The sequence below is a fragment of the Bacillus sp. GW823-FHT06A10 genome (assembly GCF_058795375.1).
Genome location: NZ_JBXAHT010000001.1, coordinates 712,219 through 728,847 on the forward strand (window position 1 = coordinate 712,219; position 16,629 = coordinate 728,847).

A 16,629-nucleotide genomic window follows, 5' to 3' on the forward strand; every position below is an offset into this window, starting at 1 on the left:
GTGGTGAACAACATGAGGAAACGAATTCCTGATTTTGAAGAGGAATTAGAAGTTGAGCGAGTAGAAGAAAAAGAAAGTTTACCGCCGCGTAGTGAAATTCATAGAAATAAAGAGAAAAAACAAAAGTTTAAAATAAATCATATTTTCGTCCGGGTTTTAACATTTCTATTCATTCTGCTGCCGATTAGTATTTTGTGGTATACGGATAAATATATTCAGGTGAAGGGCGATAGTAATAATGCCGGGAAAAGTGCGTTTGAAGTAATCTTCTTTGATTCAGCTAAATCTGAGTCGCAGAAACAGTCTGAAAAAGCGATAACGCATACTGTGAAAGAGGGAGAAACTTTAGAAAGTATAGCGAAGCAATATTTTTCAGATGAAAATGGGGTTGAAGTAATTAAAAAGTATAATAACTTGCAAGAAGATGAAGTGAGTGCAGGTCAAGAATTAAAAATTCCGATAAAAGATAAGTCCACAAAGCAAGAGAGCTAGTGAATTAGGCGAACGCAGTTTGTTATAAAAGCCTAGGGTTATCTTTATGATGAGGGGAGTAAAAAATATGATATGGATTATATTATTCAGTACTCTCATAGGAATGGGGATTTTATTACTTCTTGTGATGTATAAAGAAGCGATGCGTAATACAGTGTTGGAACATACTTTAGTATTTAAAGAATTTCCGAAAAGTTTTCAAAAAGTAAATGTGTTTTTTATTTCTGATATTCATAGAAGAGTCATTTCGAATTTGTTAATTGAACAAGTAAAAGGAAAAGTAGATCTCGTAATTATCGGAGGAGATTTAGCAGAGAAAGGAGTCTCTTTATCAAAAATCTCTGCCAATATTCAAAAGTTAAGAGAGATAGCTCCTGTATATTTTGTGTGGGGAAACAATGATTATGAGATAGAATATCATGAATTAGATGCTTTATTATTAGAAAATAACGTAAAAGTTTTAGATAATACAAGAGTGGTATTTGAGTCTGAATTAGGCGAGAAAATTTGTTTGCTCGGTATAGATGATGTTGGATTGCACCGTGATCGTTTAGATTTGGCATTGGCGGATTGTAAAGAAGATGGTTTTCGTATCTTAGTTAGTCACAACCCTGATATAATAAAAAAGATGTCTGGAAATGAACAGATTTCACTTGTATTAAGTGGACATACGCATGGAGGACAAATCCGATTATTCCCATCTAAAAAATATTTAAAAGGTGGCGTATATAACCATTTGAATACGATTCTCTTTGTTAGTAATGGGTACGGAACAACATTGATACCACTTCGTTTCCGAGCGCCTGCTCAAACACATATTATTACATTGTGCGGAGGGAAATGATGCCAACTCTTAGTGGAAAATATAATATAAAAGCTGTTTCAAATATAATTGGAGTTCAGCCGAGTACGCTTCGCGCATGGGAAAGACGATATCAAATTATTGCCCCAAAGCGGAATCAAGCTGGGCATCGTTTATATACAGAAGAGCATATTCAAATTTTAAAATGGTTAATGGAAAAAGTTTCTTCCGGTATGATGATTGGACAAGCAGTTCAGTTATTAGAAGAGAATCGTTTGCAGAGTACAGTTCAAAAAGAGATACATTTCGATAAAGAAGTTGTTTTAGTGGACGATTTGCTACAAGCTTTGTTAAAATTTGATGAAATTACAATTGCTGCATTATTAAACGAAGCTTTTAGTATATATTCAACAGAAAAGGTTGTTGCCAGTATCGTTCTTCGAGTGACAGACAAATTATTAACGTCAAAAAATAATAATGAGATTTCAATGGTGCAATTTCAATATGCACTATCATTTTTACAAACGCGTCTAGGGATGGTGTATCACAATGCCTCAATGTTTTCTTCTTTACACAAAGTTATTGTGTTAGAAAAGAATGCATTGAAAGGATTTATTTTTTCAATTTATTTACGCTTAAAAGGATATGAGGCGATATATATTAGGACAAGCTTAGCTGAAGATGGTATGTTGTCAGCGGTAGAGGAAATACAGCCGAAATATGTATTTGTATCTTTTGCTGACGAACTAGAAATGAAAAAGACGATGAACTTTATAAATGTATTACAAGAAAAAAGGGAATCTCTTTCTGTTGGATTTATCGGAAAGCTAGGCGTTCTAAACCAGTTGGACATTGAAACAATCTTAATTGGTGATACGAAAGAAGAATGGGATGAATGGTTAAAAATGTCGGAATAGTTGTTCGAAAAGAACCATCTATTTTCTATTTCATATAATAAAAATTAGATGCATTGGTTACGTAGGGAGGGTATGAGATGAGGCTGGAACGATTAAATTACAATAAGATAAAAATTTTTCTAACATTTGATGATTTATCTGAAAGAGGATTAACGAAAGAAGATTTATGGAGAAATGCGCCGAAAGTACAGCAATTATTTCGTGATATGATGCAAGAAGCAAATAAGGAATTAGGATTTGAAGCAGATGGTCCGATTGCAGTTGAAGTGTTTTCTCTACAAGCACAAGGGATGGTTGTAATTGTAACGAAAGAAAATCAAGAAATTGATACGGATGATGAGTTCCGTGACGAGTTTATTGAAATGCAAGTGACTCTAGATGAAAGTGAACATATATTATATGAGTTTGCTACGCTAGATGACATAATTAACCTGTCGAATCGCTTATATAACCTTGGTGTAACTGGCGGAAAGCTATATACGTGGGATGAGCGCTTCTATCTTTGGGTGGAAGAAGAGGAACAAATTCAATTGTTAAAAGCGGATTTTATAGCTATTTTAGCGGAATACGGCAATCCGTCTACAGCAACTATTTATCGCATCATGGAGTACGGTAAAGAATTAATGGATTTTAACGCGATAGAACAAATACACAATTACTTTGTGAAAAAACAAAACCTCAGCTAATACAACATAGCTGAGGTTTTGTTTTTATTTGAATAAGGGAAGGGATGATAGTAAATACGCGAACATACTTTTTGAAAATAAAATATGCAGTTTTATGGGAGCGTTGCTGAGGAAAATAAAAAATATTTAAATATTTAAGTATTTTACTTTTCTAAAAGTAATAAAAGGACTATAATAATAGTGAAAACGCTTGCAACAGAAAATAGTTTGTATATATTTGTTAGCGTTTTCTATTGCATTCCAAATTTAAGGGTGTATACTAGGCAATGAAGGTTTACTAAACAAGTGAAATTACAGGGGGTTTACTTACTATGGTAGCCGAAAAGGGAACTCAAACAAAAACACAACAACAAAGGGAACAACATTTTGAACTATTGAATTCAACACAAATTGTTATTAGTGAAGCGTTAGAAAAATTGGGTTATCCAAACGAAGTATATGAATTATTAAAAGAACCAATTCGTATGATGACAGTGAAAATACCAGTTCGTATGGATGACGGGACTGTTAAAATATTTACAGGATATCGTGCACAACATAATGATGCTGTTGGTCCAACGAAAGGTGGAATTCGCTTCCATCCGAATGTAACAGAAAATGAAGTGAAAGCACTTTCAATCTGGATGAGTTTAAAATGTGGTATTGTTGATTTACCATATGGTGGAGGTAAGGGTGGAATTATCTGTGATCCACGTGAAATGTCATTCCGTGAGTTAGAAAGATTAAGCCGCGGTTATGTACGAGCAATTAGCCAAATCGTAGGTCCGACGAAAGATATTCCAGCTCCAGATGTATTCACAAACTCTCAAATTATGGCATGGATGATGGATGAGTATAGCCGTATTGATGAATTTAATTCACCAGGATTTATTACAGGTAAACCGCTTGTATTAGGTGGATCACATGGACGTGAAACAGCAACTGCGAAAGGTGTAACAATTTGTATTCGCGAAGCTGCGAAAAAACGTGGCATTGATATTAAGGGTGCACGCGTTGTTGTTCAAGGGTTCGGTAATGCTGGTAGCTTCTTAGCTAAATTTATGCATGATGCAGGTGCGAAAGTTATTGCAATCTCAGATGCTTACGGCGCTTTACATGATCCAAACGGATTAGATATTGATTATTTATTAGACCGTCGTGATAGCTTCGGTACAGTAACAAAGCTATTTAACAATACAATTTCAAACAAAGAATTGTTAGAGCTTGATTGCGATATTTTAGTTCCAGCTGCAATTGAGAACCAAATTACAGAAGAAAATGCTAATGATATTAAAGCGAAAATCGTTGTTGAAGCTGCAAATGGTCCAACAACATTAGAAGCGACTAAAATTTTAACAGATCGCGGAATTTTACTTGTTCCAGACGTATTAGCAAGTGCTGGTGGTGTAACGGTATCTTACTTTGAGTGGGTACAAAATAACCAAGGTTACTACTGGACTGAAGAAGAAGTAGAACAACGTTTAGAAAAAGTAATGGTAAAATCATTTGATTCTATTTATGAAACAGCACAAGTTCGTAAAGTGAACATGCGCTTAGCGGCGTACATGATTGGTGTTCGTAAAATGGCTGAAGCAAGCCGCTTCAGAGGTTGGGTATAAAATATTATATCTTGAGAAAACGTGATTTCCTTTCGAGGGAATCACGTTTTTTTTGTTGAAGTATTAAATGAGGTGTTGTATATGGAGAATGAAATGCTGGAACGAGTAGAACAATTAGAAGAAAAGGTTAAGAGGTTAGAGGGAGAACTTGCAAGAACGGTGAAAGCTCGAAAAATAAGTACTGTTCGGATATTCGGGGAAGGGCTACTGTTTTTGATATTTGGTATGGTTGTAGTAGGGCCGATTATTGCCGTTGTAATCTCAATTTTTACTTGGCTTGCTGAAAAATAAAATAAAATAAAAATAAAAAAGAACGCTTGTTCTATACGAACAAACGTGCTATACTCTCCTTAGATAAACAAAACGGAAATGATTTTAAGGAGAGATAAATGATGAAAATGACAGTAGACCAAAGATTTATGATGCCAGCAGATGTTGTAGAGCGAGTGGAAGTATTACGAAACAAACAAAGCAAGCGTGGCACATTATTACAATCGGTAAACAAATTTTTCGGTTTAGATACGAAAGAAGATTGTGTTTGGTTTTACGGTTTTTATGGAGTGGCTGTAAGTATCTTGTTGTTTATGGTGTTCACTTCAAATATTTTCGATTTTCTCTTCGCGTAAGAAATATGCGATAAGGACATTGCTACCGAATACATATATAAGGAAGTAAGGTAATCTTCTAGAGCGGGAGTTGGTAGCAATGGCGATGTTTCCTATAGAGCGCAACTATATAGGATATGGAAGTTCACGACCGGGGATTCCTCTAACTAAAGTGAGATTTATTGTAAGTCATGATACGGGGAATCCTGGAAGCAATGCGATAGGAAATCGAGATTACTTTAATGAATTACAACCGAAAGCTTCGGCGCATACATTTATAGATGATAAAACAATATTGGAGATTATTCCTATAAATGAAGTTGCATATCATGTTCGATATGGTGTGCCGACGGATAATGACTTATACGGCTATGACGCGAATAAGGCGGCCATTGGAGTGGAACTTTGTTATGGCGGTGATGTTAACTTTTGGGAAGCATATAATCGTTTTACATGGTATCATGCGTATTTATGCCAAAATTTTGGCTTAAATCCGAAAAAAGATATCGTGTCACATAAAACGCTTGATCCAGCTAGAAAGATTGATCCTGAGAATGTATTAGGGAAACAAGGTATTAAATTTCAGCAGTTTTTAGCAGATGTCTATCGGATGTACGTTTCGTTTAGATGACAAATATATGAAAAATGAATACAATAAAGATAGGTGCCTACTGCTGTAAGTAGGTTTTTTCTTGTTTTTATAAATAGTGTATTGGTAGAAGACTAGGAGTGGACGAGTATGCAGAAAGAAACAGTTATTATAATCGGAGGCGGTCCGTGCGGATTAGCGGCAGCGATTTCGTTGCAAAAGGTAGGGATAAATCCGTTAGTAATTGAAAAAGGAAACATTGTAAATGCCATTTATAATTATCCAACTCATCAAACATTTTTCTCTTCTAGTGAAAAATTAGAAATTGGTGATGTAGCTTTTATTACAGAAAATCGTAAGCCAGTTCGAAATCAAGCGCTTGCGTATTATCGTGAAGTAGTAAAACGTAAATCTGTACGTGTAAATGCTTTTGAGCGAGTGGAGAAAGTTCAAAACGATGGAGAAGTTTTTCAGGTTGAGACGACAAAGCGTGACGGAAGTAAAGAAATATATATAGCGAAATATATTGTTGTAGCAACTGGATATTATGATAATCCAAATTATATGAATGTTCCAGGTGAGGAATTGAAGAAAGTAGCTCACTATTTTAAAGAGGGGCATCCTTATTTTGATCGAGATGTAGTAGTTATAGGTGGGAAAAACTCGAGTGTAGATGCCGCGTTAGAACTTGTTAAAGCTGGTGCGCGTGTAACGGTACTGTATCGTGGAAGTGAGTATTCATCAAGCATAAAGCCTTGGATTTTGCCGGAATTTGAGGCGTTAGTACGAAACGACACAATTCAAATGCATTTCGGGGCTCATGTGAAAGAAATTACTGAGCATACATTAACGTTTACAGTTGATGGTGAAGATTTTACAATCCAAAATGATTTTGTATTTGCGATGACTGGTTATCATCCTGATCATAGCTTCTTAACAAAGATGGGTGTTAAGATTGATGAAGAAACAGGACGTCCAATTTATACAGAGGATAGAATGGAAACGAATGCTGAAAATATTTTCATTGCAGGTGTCATAGCTGCTGGAAATAATGCAAATGAAATATTTATCGAGAACGGTAGATTTCATGGAGATGCGATTGCACAAACTATTGCATCAAGAGAAAAATAAAAAGGAGCTGTCGGGAAAACCTCGACAGCTCCTTTTTATTCGTGCATAAACATATTTTGAATGGATTCATGAGAATTTGTATTCTCTAATGCGACAAGTAATTTAATGCGTGCTTTTTGTGCATTTAAGCCGTATGTGAATACAATGCCCATATCTTTTAAGTGTTTACCGCCACCTTCATACGAATATACGTCTTGAACGATACCGTTGAAACAGCGAGAAACTAATACGACAGGAATACCTTTATTTAATAATCGTTCTAGACTAGGAAGTGTTCTTGGAGGTAGATTACCTTGTCCAAGCGCTTCGATAACAATACCGTCTACAGGAAGATTTTCGATTGCTGCTAATAATGTATCATCCATGCCGGCATATGCTTTTAGAACAACTACATTTTTAGATACTTTGTTTATCGTATATGTTTCGTGATGTACTAAAGCGTGATGGAAGACAACACCGCGTTTTGTTACCATTCCAATTGGTCCATATTGTGGGCTTTGGAATGTTGCGACATTACTTGTATGTGTTTTCGTTACATTTGTAGCGCAATGAATTTCGTCGTTTAATACGACTAAAACACCTTTTTCTGCAGCTTCATCACAACTAGCAACTTTTACAGCTGATAAGAAGTTATATAGACCATCAGCACCTAACTCATTGCTAGAGCGCATTGCACCTGTCACAACAATCGGAATGGTTGCTTGTACTGTTAAATCTAAGAAATAAGCTGTTTCTTCTAATGTATCCGTACCATGCGTAATGACTACGCCATGAATGTTGTCTTGTTTTACTCTTTCATCAATGATGACTTGTAATTGTAACATTTCGCTCGGTGTCATATGAGGAGATGGTAGATGGAACACATCTTCAACGATTAAATCAACATCGCCTTCTAAATCAGGAATGAATTTTAAAAGAGGATTTTTTTCACCTGGTTGTACGACCCCAGTTTCTTTATCTTCCTCCATTGCAATTGTTCCACCTGTGTGTAAAACTAGGATTCTTTTCAATGCTTATACCCCTTTCAAGTAAAAAAATACATTTAGAACATAACATGTTTTGAGTAAATTCGACAATGGAAATGTATAAAAGTATGTCTCGAAAATGACAATAAAATTAACTGCTATATGTACGATGTATAAAATCACGAAACGAAATGTGCAAATATAGTATAGGAGGGGGCAATTATGTTGAAAAAGATGGAGAGAATTTTTATTCGTATATTAATAATACAATTCATTTGTCTTTCTGTTGTACAATTGTTATTTATACATAAGTCATCAGTGAAATATTTATCTAAAATTGTTTATTACGAAGGTGTCATGGTAAAAAATAAAGCAGAAATCTTGCAGGTGAATAGGTAGTTTTCATTTTCTTCTATGAAGGATTATGCTACAATAATTGAGGATTTAATGACGTGAAGCAAATGAGAAGAAGCAGGGTGAACACCTGCTTTTCGTTTTGTTTTATAAGTGAAAAAATGAGGTGTTACAATGGATAAACGAATTTCAATTGCTATAGATGGTCCAGCAGCTGCTGGGAAAAGTACAGTGGCAAAAGTTGTTGCGAAGGAACTTTCTTACGTTTATATTGATACAGGCGCGATGTACCGTACGCTTACATATGCAGCCCTTGAACAAAAAGTAGATATTGAAAATGAAGAACAGTTAATGGAAGTTGTAAAGAATGTAAATATTGAATTTCAGCAAGGAGAAAATACGCAGCTTGTATTTTTGAATGGACAAGATGTTTCTGAAGTAATCCGTACACCTGATGTGACGAATCGAGTATCTATTGTAGCGAAGCATCGCCTTGTTCGTGAAGAAATGGTACGTCGTCAGCAAGAGTTAGCGAAAAAAGGCGGTGTTGTAATGGACGGCCGTGATATTGGTACACATGTATTACCGGATGCTGAAGTGAAAATCTTTATGCTTGCTTCTGTTGAAGAAAGAGCGGAAAGAAGGCATTTAGAAAATTTAAATAAAGGTTTCGATTCTAATTTAGAGCAGCTAAAAGAAGAAATTGCTCAGCGTGATAAATTAGATTCAGAACGCGAAGTTTCTCCACTAAAAAAGGCTGATGATGCATTGGAATTAGATACGACTTCTTTATCAATTGAAGAAGTTGTCCAAAAAATTATGAGTATTGTTTCAGGAGTGTTTGCGAAATAAAGAAAGGGGATAATCCTCTTTCTTTTTTTGTTGAAATAGAAATGTAAAGGATACGTGAATTGTGAGTCTCTTTCCTTGACAAATGAGCTGATTTGTAAGAAGTTAGTTAAAGAGGAATAAAACTGTCAGAATATATTCGCTATTATATTTCAAAACATACTTTTTTCAAGCTGGTTTTGCTGTATACTATTTATATAGGTTTAATATATTTTCTTGTGAATGGTATTGAAAAAGAGTATGTGATGAGAAATTCTTAAACATGCAAATGAAAACTTTGTTTTCATTTCGTATATACATAAAAAAATGCTTTGTCAATTCTGTAGGGAGGTATTTCCATGGTAGAGAAAATGAATGAAGAAGTTATGGATTCAAAAGAATTACAAGTTGGTGACGTTGTTACAGGTTCTGTAACGAAAGTTGAAGAGAAACAAGTGCTTGTAAATGTTGGATACAAAACAGATGGCGTAATTCCAATTAGTGAATTAGCTAACGTTCATATTGAAAAAGCAAGCGATGTTGTAGAATTAGATCAAACACTAGAGTTGAAAATTATTAAATTAGAAGAAGATGATCTTGTCTTATCTAAACGTGCTGTTGATGCAGAAAAAGCATGGGTAGAATTACAAGAGAAATTTACTTCTGGTCATGTATTTGATGTTACTGTAAAAGATATTGTGAATGGCGGATTAGTTGTGGACCTTGGTGTTCGCGGTTTTATTCCAGCTTCACTTGTAGAAGTACATTATGTAGAAGACTTTACTGACTATAAAGGTAAAACATTAGCGGTGAAAATTGTTGAATTAGACCGTGAAAAAAATCGTGTAATCCTTTCGCATAAAGCGGTAGTAGAATTAGAACTAGATTCTAAGAAAAAAGAAGCAATTTCTTCATTAAAAGAAGGTGACGTTGTTGAAGGAACAGTGCAACGATTAACTGACTTTGGTGCATTCGTTAACGTTGGTGGCGTGGACGGTTTAGTTCACATTTCACAAATTTCACACGAACGTGTAGAGCAACCTTCTGAAGTATTAGAGCAAGGTCAAAAGGTGAAGGTAAAGGTGTTATCTGTTGATGCTGATACACAACGTATTTCTTTATCAATTAAAGCGGCTCAACCAGGACCTTGGGAAAACGTTGCTGGCGAAATAAAAGCTGGAGATATTCGTGAGGGAGTAGTAAAACGCCTTGTTACATTTGGTGCATTCGTTGAGATTTTACCTGGCGTTGAAGGACTTGTACACGTATCTCAAATTGCAAATCGTCACGTGAAAAACCCGAATGAAGTATTGGAAATGGGACAAGAAGTAAAAGTGAAAGTACTTGAAGTTCACGTAGCAGAGAAACGTATTTCTTTAAGTATAAAAGAAGCGCTTGAGGAAAATAATGTAATTGAAGATTATAGTCAGTATGAGCCAAATGCTGATTCTGCTACTTTCCAATTAAGTGATATTATTGGTGAACAACTGAAAAAATTAAAGAAATAATGAGGGGTACAAGTGGTAAGGGCAAAACGTAAATTAGATCATATTGAATACGCTCTTTCTACTGGTCAGTCTCGTACGCATGGCTTTCATGATATTGATTTTGTGCATCAAAGCTTGCCAAATTCAAATTATGACACAATAACATGTGAAACAAAAATCGGCGAACTTTCACTAAGTTCGCCGATTTTTATCAATGCGATGACTGGTGGTGGAGGAGAGAAAACGTTACATATTAATGAGCAATTAGCATATGTAGCGAAACAGCATAACCTTGCTATGGCTGTAGGGTCGCAAATGGCGGCGTTAAAAGATGAAAGTGAGGCTGCTTCTTATAAGGTGATTAGAAAGGTAAACCCGAATGGTATTTTCTTTGCTAATTTAGGTAGTGAGGCAACTATCGAGCAGGCAGAGCGTGCCGTTGATATGATTGAAGCGAATGCATTGCAAATTCATTTAAATGTCATACAAGAGTTAACGATGCCAGAAGGAGACCGTGACTTTACTGGTGTACTTCAGCGCATAGAGAAAATTGTTTTAAATAGTAAAGTTCCTGTCATTGTAAAAGAAGTTGGATTTGGGATGAGCAAGGAAACAATGCAACAGTTAGCGAACGTAGGTGTAACGGCAATTGATATTGGTGGGCAAGGTGGTACGAATTTTGCTGCTGTTGAAAATGAAAGAAGACAGCGAATGCTTTCTTATTTTAATAACTGGGGCATACAAACAGCAACCTCGATTATTGAAGCAACCTCTACAAATAATAACCTCTCTTTTATTGCATCAGGGGGTATACAGACAGCGCTTGACGTAGCGAAAGCAATCGCATTAGGGGCGAATACAACTGCGTTTGCTGGTTACTTTTTACGTATTTTAATGAAAGATGGTATCGAGAAATTAGTGGATGAAATTGAACTTCTACATACAGATTTGAAATTTATTATGACAGCTCTTGGTGCGAAGACGATAGAAGAGTTGCAATCTGTACCTCTTGTTGTAAAAGGTGAAACATATCATTGGTTAATGCAGCGTGGTATTGATACTGCGCATTATAGTAGGAGATAAAAAATCAACCGTTCGGTTGATTTTTTTGTTTTGTTTTCTTTCTCGTAATATAAAATGGAATTGGTATTTTCTAAAGGAAATAGGTGGAGGTAAAAAGAAGTGATAGGAGGATATAGTACACAAAATATTATTTCGATATAAATAAAAATCATTAAAATGATTATGTAAAAGACGGTTTCGTACAATATCGAAACCGTCTTTTTGTATTCATTAGTGCTGGTTTTGTTTTCGAGCCTGCTCTGGTGTATCAAGTCCAGTTGCACCTGGATATTGTAGTGATTGATCACGATCAGATTCAACGCGGCGTGATTCTCGTAGTTTTCGTTCTTGGCGATCTTTACCCATAATGAATAACACCTCCTTGTTAAAAGTGTTGCTGTTATAAGAAAAAACTATGCGTAAATAAAGTGGATTAACTTTCATAAAAAATTCCCATAATGGAAAACATAGGAGGTGAAGTAGATGGATGGAAGTACTTTTTATTTTATAGCTTGGATAGGGTGGGTTGTCGTAACCTTTTTTATGAAAAAGGACCATATTCGGTGGAAGTTAGGCGCTTGTATATTGATTTTTATAATTTGCTCTCCGTTACATGTAACGATTGCCTCATTCATGGTATCAGTAAATGCTCTTTTACTTTGTATTATTTCTTTTATAGGGATCGCGCTGTATTCTGTTTGGAAAAAATTATATAGCTTACTTTCGGCACTTATTATTGCGATGTTATATACAAGTTTTCATCTGTTAGAGATATATGATCCGATTTGGATTGTGGTGGATAGAGTGTTTCTGCTAAGTAGTGCTCTTGTGTATGCATCGGTGTTATTGCATGGGGATCGCATATTACGATTATGTTCCCTATATGTAGGGATGTTACAAGGAGAGTTGCTAGTGACATTTATTTTTCGGAAATTGAATTTTCCATATGATTACGGTAGTTTAGCATTTTTTGATATCGTCGCCGTTTCTACATTATTCATGGCAGTATTGTTTTGGATTGCAAAAGCATCAGTATACATGGAACAGTTTAAGAGAAAAACACGTAAAAGAAAGGCGAGGGTAATACATGACTGAATATACACCAGCCATTTTATGCGGCGTAATAGCGGGGACAGTTACAAGGGTGTTAATGCTTCGGACGGATACACGGCAATATCCGACGAGGCTACATGGAAAGATTATTCATATTGCAATGGGGTTAATTGCAGCAGCTTTAGGAGCGATTGCAATCCCATCTATTTTGAAAAAAGATTTTTCTGCCATTACATTTCTTACGTTAGCAGCGACACAATTTCGTGATGTACGTAATATGGAAAGAAATACACTTCAACAATTAGATGGATATGAGCTCGTACCGCGTGGAAATACGTACATTGAAGGGATTGCATTGGTTTTTGAAAGTCGCAACTATTTGGCGATGTTAACGTCGTTTGCAACGACGTTTGCGTATATAGGGTTCCGTTCATGGATTGCTGGAGTAATTATGGCTATAATCGCATTTTTTATTGCGAAAAAATTAATGTCTGGTAGAAGACTCCATGACCTTGTAGATATTGAGCATGTTCCGCTGCGTTTTGAAGGAGCAGGGCTTTATATCGATAATATTTATATTATGAATATTGGATTGCCGGTGAGGCAAGAAGAGATTATGAAATATGGCATGGGGTTTATATTAAAACCGAAATCAATTGATGCGATGGTGACAATCTCAAATTTAGGGCAACGGCAAGCTATTTTACACGATGTTTCGGTGGCGTTAGGCATTTATAGAGATTCTGGTACACCAGCGCTTGTACCGTTAGCAAAGCGTGATTTAGAGGATGGCAGGGTTGGGATTTTTGTCTTACCGCAAGATCAAGATGCAGAGAAAGCAATAAGTGTCATAGGAAATGTACCAACGTTAGAAAGTGCTGTCCATATGTCATCGGAAGCCCCGAAAGGAAGGGGAGATAAGAGATGATGTTAGAAAGCGTTATCCTGGCAGTTATTACAACAGCGCCAGAAAAATTTGCAGGTGGTGCTCCTTTATTTGTTTGTGAGTCGATGGAGGAACTAGAATTTGTTGCAAATAATTTAGAGGCAATTTTAGATGGTATTGCGCATCGCTTACAAGAGAATGTATATATTATTGTGAAACATTAGGAACGTGTGTTATAATGTGAGGTGTTTTGATACGTTGAGAAATATTCTGGAATGCAAATCCCTTCTTGCACAAAGAAGGGTTTTTTACATAATAAACAGAAGCAAGTTGAAAGGATGAAAGTATATGCCGAAACCAGTAATAGCAATAGTAGGCCGCCCGAACGTAGGAAAATCTACTATTTTCAATAGAATAGTTGGAGAAAGAGTTTCAATCGTAGAAGATATCCCAGGTATAACTCGAGACCGTATTTATAGTGCGGGAGAATGGTTAAATCATGAGTTTAACATTATTGATACAGGTGGAATTGATATTGGAGACGAGCCGTTCTTGACACAAATTCGTCAACAGGCGGAAGTTGCGATTGATGAAGCAGATGTTATCATTTTTATGACGAATGGTCGCGATGGTGTAACTGCAGCGGATGAAGAAGTTGCTAAAATTTTGTATCGTTCTAAAAAACCAATTGTACTTGCGGTAAATAAAGTTGATAATCCAGAAATGCGTAGTGATATTTATGATTTTTATTCATTAGGATTTGGCGAGCCATTCCCGATTTCAGGTACACACGGTTTAGGACTTGGTGATTTGTTAGATGAAGCTGCAAATCATTTTCCAAAGATTGAAGAAGAAGCGTATGACGATGAAACAATCCGTTTCTCTTTAATTGGACGTCCAAACGTAGGGAAATCATCGCTTGTAAATGCACTTCTTGGTCAAGAACGTGTAATTGTAAGTAATATCGCAGGAACGACGCGTGATGCTGTCGATACACCATATAGTAAAGATGATCAAGATTATGTAATCATCGATACAGCTGGTATGCGTAAAAAAGGAAAAGTATATGAAAGTACAGAAAAGTATAGTGTACTTCGTGCACTTAGAGCGATTGAACGTTCTGACGTTGTTTTAGTTGTTTTAGACGGAGAAGAAGGAATTATTGAGCAAGATAAAAAAATCGCTGGATATGCTCATGATTCAGGACGAGCTGTTATTATCGTTGTAAACAAATGGGATGCAGTGAAAAAAGATGAAAAAACAATGAAAGCATTTGAAGAAAACATTCGTGCTCATTTCCAATTCTTGGATTATGCACCGATTGTATTCTTATCTGCAAAAACGAAAAAACGTACACAAACGTTATTACCGGTTATCAATGAGGTAAATGAAAGCCATAGTATCCGTGTACAAACAAACGTATTAAACGATGTAATTATGGATGCGGTAGCAATGAATCCAACACCGACTCATAATGGTAGCCGTCTGAAAATCTTCTATGCAACACAGGTTGCGGTAAAACCACCGACATTTGTTGTGTTTGTAAACGATACAGAATTAATGCACTTTTCATATGAGCGCTTCTTAAAGAATCGTTTACGTGAAGCGTTCGGTTTTGTAGGAACGCCGATTCACATTATTGCTCGAGCAAGAGACTAATGGAGAGGATGTGATTTTATGACAAAAATCACAGTAGTAGGAGCAGGTAGCTGGGGAACAGCGTTAGCGATGGTATTAGCTGACAATGGACATGATGTACGTATTTGGGGAAATCGCTCAGAACTTATGGATGAAATGAATACGAAACATGAGAATAGTCGATATCTCCCAGGCATTACATTGCCAAGCACAATCGTAGCCTACTCTTCTTTAGAAGAAGCATTAGTAGATGTAAATACAGTACTGCTAGTAGTACCGACGAAAGCGTACAGAGATGTATTACAAGAGATGAAAGAAATTGTTACAGAACCGATTACTTGGATTCATGCGAGTAAAGGGATTGAACCTGGTACGTCAAAACGTATTTCGGAAGTAATCGAGGAAGAAATTCCAGAGAACTTAATTAAAGATGTTGTTGTATTGTCTGGACCGAGTCATGCTGAAGAAGTTGGTTTACGACAAGCGACAACAGTTACGTCTGCAGCAAAGCGTATGGAAGCGGCTGAGGAAGTACAAGATTTATTCATGAATAGTTATTTCCGTGTATACACAAATCCAGATATCGTTGGAGTTGAACTTGGTGGTGCGTTAAAAAATATTATCGCATTAGCTGCTGGTATAACTGATGGTCTTGGATTAGGTGATAATGCAAAAGCGGCATTGATGACACGTGGTTTAACAGAGATTGCTCGTTTAGGAAGAAAAATGGGCGGGAATCCGTTAACGTTTGCTGGTCTAACTGGTATGGGAGACTTAATTGTAACTTGTACAAGTGTTCATAGCCGAAATTGGCGCGCTGGAAATATGCTTGGAAAAGGACATTCTTTAGAAGAAGTGTTAGAAAGCATGGGTATGGTTGTGGAAGGTGTAAGAACAACGAAAGCTGCTCATGAATTGGCAGAGAAAATGGAAGTTGAAATGCCGATTACAGCTGCTTTATATGACGTGCTGTTCAATGGGAATAACGTAAAAGATGCGGTAGGCTCATTAATGGGACGTGTTCGAAAACATGAAGTGGAAGCTATACCTGACTTACTGTAAAGAAAAGCGACAGAAGTACATTTGTACTTCTGTCGCTTTTTTATTTTATGGGTCTTTTCACCATTTATTTATTTTTGCATAGGATGAAGAGTAACTTGAGGAGAGGGTGAAAAGAATGGATAATAACATTTTTAATAATATTGAGAAGGAAGCGAAAGTAAATAAAGAGGATATTTTTAAATTAGCATCATCCGTGCAAAATGCGAATTTACGTGATGAAACTGTACTTCGTCAATTGATTCATCAAGTGGCTCTTATGGCGGGACGTGAAGTGCCGAAAGAGCAAGAGGATCAAATTGTAAAAGCGATTATTAATAATAATATGCCAGCAGATTTTGGCTCGTTAAGCAAAATGTTTAAAAAATAAATTATGAGAAACAAAGAGTTTGTAGATTGCATATGATAGCCATGAAAGAATGGGAATAGAGCTGTTTTTGGGCATATTTGGTCAACCGAAGCGAGAGATACAATCGC

Annotated in this window: 21 protein-coding genes; 19 read left to right on the plus strand and 2 right to left on the minus strand. The window is 36.1% G+C overall.

Annotated elements, in window-relative coordinates; all coding sequences use genetic code 11:
• The first annotated feature begins 12 nt into the window (after positions 1-12).
• From AC1Q8M_RS03740 to AC1Q8M_RS03780, 9 genes are all read left to right on the plus strand, one after another.
• Positions 13-492 carry a LysM peptidoglycan-binding domain-containing protein gene (locus AC1Q8M_RS03740; protein WP_001231555.1) on the plus strand — a complete coding sequence of 160 codons (480 nt, stop codon included), beginning with the start codon at positions 13-15 and terminating at the stop codon, positions 490-492.
• Positions 493-559: 67 nt separating this feature from the next.
• The gene (locus tag AC1Q8M_RS03745; RefSeq protein ID WP_000637796.1) at positions 560-1,336 is read left to right on the plus strand and encodes a metallophosphoesterase; all 777 of its coding nucleotides are present in this window, start codon (positions 560-562) and stop codon (positions 1,334-1,336) included.
• Complete coding sequence (locus AC1Q8M_RS03750; RefSeq protein WP_061660291.1) at positions 1,336-2,211, plus strand: MerR family transcriptional regulator; 876 nt, start codon at positions 1,336-1,338, stop codon at positions 2,209-2,211. Before AC1Q8M_RS03745 ends, AC1Q8M_RS03750 begins: the two co-directional genes overlap by 1 nt.
• 77 nt (positions 2,212-2,288) lie before the next feature.
• Positions 2,289-2,897, plus strand: a complete 609-nt coding sequence (locus AC1Q8M_RS03755; protein ID WP_001235396.1) for a genetic competence negative regulator — start codon at positions 2,289-2,291, stop codon at positions 2,895-2,897.
• Between the two features lie 311 nt (positions 2,898-3,208).
• Positions 3,209-4,495, plus strand: a complete 1,287-nt coding sequence (gene gudB, locus AC1Q8M_RS03760; RefSeq protein ID WP_000225172.1) for an NAD-specific glutamate dehydrogenase — start codon at positions 3,209-3,211, stop codon at positions 4,493-4,495.
• An 81-nt stretch (positions 4,496-4,576) separates the two neighbouring features.
• On the plus strand, positions 4,577-4,786 hold the full coding sequence (locus AC1Q8M_RS03765) for a hypothetical protein (protein ID WP_000426766.1): 210 nt from the start codon (positions 4,577-4,579) through the stop codon (positions 4,784-4,786).
• A gap of 98 nt (positions 4,787-4,884) precedes the next feature.
• Positions 4,885-5,121, plus strand: coding sequence for a DUF3961 domain-containing protein (locus AC1Q8M_RS03770; protein WP_001983018.1), 237 nt, complete (start codon positions 4,885-4,887; stop codon positions 5,119-5,121).
• 79 nt (positions 5,122-5,200) lie between these two features.
• On the plus strand, positions 5,201-5,731 hold the full coding sequence (locus AC1Q8M_RS03775) for a peptidoglycan recognition protein family protein (RefSeq protein ID WP_001240655.1): 531 nt from the start codon (positions 5,201-5,203) through the stop codon (positions 5,729-5,731).
• A gap of 108 nt (positions 5,732-5,839) precedes the next feature.
• Complete coding sequence (locus AC1Q8M_RS03780; RefSeq protein ID WP_001168519.1) at positions 5,840-6,820, plus strand: YpdA family putative bacillithiol disulfide reductase; 981 nt, start codon at positions 5,840-5,842, stop codon at positions 6,818-6,820.
• Positions 6,821-6,855: 35 nt separating this feature from the next.
• Here the strand turns inward: AC1Q8M_RS03780 and ansA are convergent, their stop codons facing one another.
• The gene (gene ansA, locus AC1Q8M_RS03785) at positions 6,856-7,830 is read right to left on the minus strand and encodes an asparaginase (RefSeq protein WP_000822009.1); all 975 of its coding nucleotides are present in this window, start codon (positions 7,828-7,830) and stop codon (positions 6,856-6,858) included.
• A 180-nt stretch (positions 7,831-8,010) separates the two neighbouring features.
• Here ansA and AC1Q8M_RS03790 point away from each other — a divergent pair, with 180 nt between their 5' ends.
• From AC1Q8M_RS03790 to AC1Q8M_RS03805, 4 genes are all read left to right on the plus strand, one after another.
• A complete protein-coding gene (locus AC1Q8M_RS03790) occupies positions 8,011-8,184 on the plus strand; it encodes a YpfB family protein (RefSeq protein ID WP_023521499.1) in 174 nt (57 codons plus the stop codon).
• 129 nt (positions 8,185-8,313) lie between these two features.
• Positions 8,314-8,991 carry a (d)CMP kinase gene (cmk, locus tag AC1Q8M_RS03795; RefSeq protein WP_000361252.1) on the plus strand — a complete coding sequence of 226 codons (678 nt, stop codon included), beginning with the start codon at positions 8,314-8,316 and terminating at the stop codon, positions 8,989-8,991.
• 335 nt (positions 8,992-9,326) lie between these two features.
• Positions 9,327-10,475, plus strand: coding sequence for a 30S ribosomal protein S1 (gene rpsA, locus AC1Q8M_RS03800; protein WP_000229558.1), 1,149 nt, complete (start codon positions 9,327-9,329; stop codon positions 10,473-10,475).
• 12 nt (positions 10,476-10,487) lie between these two features.
• The gene (locus AC1Q8M_RS03805; protein ID WP_098855600.1) at positions 10,488-11,537 is read left to right on the plus strand and encodes a type 2 isopentenyl-diphosphate Delta-isomerase; all 1,050 of its coding nucleotides are present in this window, start codon (positions 10,488-10,490) and stop codon (positions 11,535-11,537) included.
• A gap of 210 nt (positions 11,538-11,747) precedes the next feature.
• Here the strand turns inward: AC1Q8M_RS03805 and AC1Q8M_RS03810 are convergent, their stop codons facing one another.
• Positions 11,748-11,882, minus strand: coding sequence for a YpzI family protein (locus AC1Q8M_RS03810; RefSeq protein ID WP_000513900.1), 135 nt, complete (start codon positions 11,880-11,882; stop codon positions 11,748-11,750).
• 117 nt (positions 11,883-11,999) lie between these two features.
• On the opposite strand from AC1Q8M_RS03810, the gene AC1Q8M_RS03815 reads away from it, so the two are divergent.
• The 6 genes from AC1Q8M_RS03815 (at position 12,000) to AC1Q8M_RS03840 (ending at position 16,522) form a co-directional block, all read left to right on the plus strand.
• Positions 12,000-12,611: a YphA family membrane protein gene (locus AC1Q8M_RS03815; protein ID WP_002093921.1), complete on the plus strand. Its 612-nt coding sequence runs from the start codon at positions 12,000-12,002 to the stop codon at positions 12,609-12,611.
• Positions 12,604-13,497 carry a YIEGIA family protein gene (locus AC1Q8M_RS03820; protein WP_000141599.1) on the plus strand — a complete coding sequence of 298 codons (894 nt, stop codon included), beginning with the start codon at positions 12,604-12,606 and terminating at the stop codon, positions 13,495-13,497. Before AC1Q8M_RS03815 ends, AC1Q8M_RS03820 begins: the two co-directional genes overlap by 8 nt.
• Positions 13,494-13,679 (plus strand): capping complex subunit for YIEGIA, encoded by a 186-nt coding sequence (locus tag AC1Q8M_RS03825; protein ID WP_000979048.1) that lies wholly within the window; start codon positions 13,494-13,496, stop codon positions 13,677-13,679. The genes AC1Q8M_RS03820 and AC1Q8M_RS03825 overlap by 4 nt, the downstream gene beginning before the upstream one ends.
• 124 nt (positions 13,680-13,803) lie before the next feature.
• Positions 13,804-15,114, plus strand: coding sequence for a ribosome biogenesis GTPase Der (der, locus tag AC1Q8M_RS03830; protein WP_001125890.1), 1,311 nt, complete (start codon positions 13,804-13,806; stop codon positions 15,112-15,114).
• 18 nt (positions 15,115-15,132) lie between these two features.
• Positions 15,133-16,155: an NAD(P)H-dependent glycerol-3-phosphate dehydrogenase gene (locus tag AC1Q8M_RS03835; RefSeq protein WP_000161783.1), complete on the plus strand. Its 1,023-nt coding sequence runs from the start codon at positions 15,133-15,135 to the stop codon at positions 16,153-16,155.
• Between the two features lie 115 nt (positions 16,156-16,270).
• The gene (locus AC1Q8M_RS03840) at positions 16,271-16,522 is read left to right on the plus strand and encodes a stage VI sporulation protein F (protein WP_000369753.1); all 252 of its coding nucleotides are present in this window, start codon (positions 16,271-16,273) and stop codon (positions 16,520-16,522) included.
• The last annotated feature ends 107 nt before the right edge of the window (positions 16,523-16,629 follow it).

Bases quoted from the DNA above. Each gene is read 5' to 3' on its own strand.
- AC1Q8M_RS03740 (WP_001231555.1), top strand. From the start codon at position 13: ATGAGGAAACGAATTCCTGATTTTGAAGAGGAATTAGAAGTTGAGCGA.
- AC1Q8M_RS03745 (WP_000637796.1), top strand. From the start codon at position 560: ATGATATGGATTATATTATTCAGTACTCTCATAGGAATGGGGATTTTA.
- AC1Q8M_RS03750 (WP_061660291.1), top strand. From the start codon at position 1,336: ATGCCAACTCTTAGTGGAAAATATAATATAAAAGCTGTTTCAAATATA.
- AC1Q8M_RS03755 (WP_001235396.1), top strand. From the start codon at position 2,289: ATGAGGCTGGAACGATTAAATTACAATAAGATAAAAATTTTTCTAACA.
- gudB (WP_000225172.1), top strand. From the start codon at position 3,209: ATGGTAGCCGAAAAGGGAACTCAAACAAAAACACAACAACAAAGGGAA.
- AC1Q8M_RS03765 (WP_000426766.1), top strand. From the start codon at position 4,577: ATGGAGAATGAAATGCTGGAACGAGTAGAACAATTAGAAGAAAAGGTT.
- AC1Q8M_RS03770 (WP_001983018.1), top strand. From the start codon at position 4,885: ATGATGAAAATGACAGTAGACCAAAGATTTATGATGCCAGCAGATGTT.
- AC1Q8M_RS03775 (WP_001240655.1), top strand. From the start codon at position 5,201: ATGGCGATGTTTCCTATAGAGCGCAACTATATAGGATATGGAAGTTCA.
- AC1Q8M_RS03780 (WP_001168519.1), top strand. From the start codon at position 5,840: ATGCAGAAAGAAACAGTTATTATAATCGGAGGCGGTCCGTGCGGATTA.
- cmk (WP_000361252.1), top strand. From the start codon at position 8,314: ATGGATAAACGAATTTCAATTGCTATAGATGGTCCAGCAGCTGCTGGG.
- rpsA (WP_000229558.1), top strand. From the start codon at position 9,327: ATGGTAGAGAAAATGAATGAAGAAGTTATGGATTCAAAAGAATTACAA.
- AC1Q8M_RS03810 (WP_000513900.1), bottom strand. From the start codon at position 11,882: ATGGGTAAAGATCGCCAAGAACGAAAACTACGAGAATCACGCCGCGTT.
- AC1Q8M_RS03815 (WP_002093921.1), top strand. From the start codon at position 12,000: ATGGATGGAAGTACTTTTTATTTTATAGCTTGGATAGGGTGGGTTGTC.
- AC1Q8M_RS03820 (WP_000141599.1), top strand. From the start codon at position 12,604: ATGACTGAATATACACCAGCCATTTTATGCGGCGTAATAGCGGGGACA.
- AC1Q8M_RS03825 (WP_000979048.1), top strand. From the start codon at position 13,494: ATGATGTTAGAAAGCGTTATCCTGGCAGTTATTACAACAGCGCCAGAA.
- der (WP_001125890.1), top strand. From the start codon at position 13,804: ATGCCGAAACCAGTAATAGCAATAGTAGGCCGCCCGAACGTAGGAAAA.
- AC1Q8M_RS03835 (WP_000161783.1), top strand. From the start codon at position 15,133: ATGACAAAAATCACAGTAGTAGGAGCAGGTAGCTGGGGAACAGCGTTA.
- AC1Q8M_RS03840 (WP_000369753.1), top strand. From the start codon at position 16,271: ATGGATAATAACATTTTTAATAATATTGAGAAGGAAGCGAAAGTAAAT.